The sequence below is a fragment of the Bartonella sp. AP58NXGY genome, from assembly GCF_042195785.1.
Lineage (GTDB): Bacteria > Pseudomonadota > Alphaproteobacteria > Rhizobiales > Rhizobiaceae > Bartonella.
In genome coordinates this window covers 1-714 of record NZ_JBHIOY010000248.1, presented here as the reverse complement: position 1 = coordinate 714, position 714 = coordinate 1, and the positions used below count along the sequence as shown (strand labels likewise).

At 31.5% G+C, this 714-nt stretch carries 1 protein-coding gene; it reads left to right on the top strand.

All coding sequences use genetic code 11. The features are described 5' to 3' along the window. Positions 1-150: 150 nt before the first annotated feature. Complete coding sequence (locus ACFINC_RS10735) at positions 151-666, top strand: hypothetical protein (protein WP_375617204.1); 516 nt, start codon at positions 151-153, stop codon at positions 664-666. The last annotated feature ends 48 nt before the right edge of the window (positions 667-714 follow it).

Here is a 714-nt window from a genome sequence, read left to right as displayed (position 1 = left end):
TACCAGAAAAGGCAGATTTTAGCACCAAAGCGCAAGTAAAAGCATGGGGTTATGGTGGCAATTTGCCAAAAAGCGTTCTTAATTACGAACCTCTCATAGATGACATCAACAGAGAGATTAAAAAACTATCGAAAACCGCAGGAAATGAAAATGTTTACAGATAAGCAACTAAGAGCCTTGTTTGGCATTATAGTTTTTATATTTTTATGCTTTTTAGATATCAAAAAAAATCCCTATTTTATTCAAAGTATTTTGATATTTGCCTCTTTTGGTTTGATAATAATAACAAATATTTTTGTAATTTTATGCAATTCTCATATTCCTTTTGAATTGCAAAATAATCCAAAATATAAACATGATGATACAACGGGTTGGGTGATCCTAACACGTGATTTACAACAATATATGCACCGAATTTTAAATCTAATAATTTTAGCACTTGTCGTTTTAATTTTTCCAAATAGTTATGAAGAGGCTGTTTCTTTGCCTGTCACTTCTAAGCACGTGGAACACCAGTTTTCTTTTTCATTGGATACCGTATTTGGGTATTTAGACATTGTGCTTTGGTACTACTTTTTATGCTGTGTATTATTTCTCATGTTGCATACACGCAGTTTAATAAATATATCGATTTACGCGATACAGTCTTCCATTACAAAGCCATAGTAAAATCTCCGATTTATAAGACTGTTTTGGTTAATCGGTATTGTATCT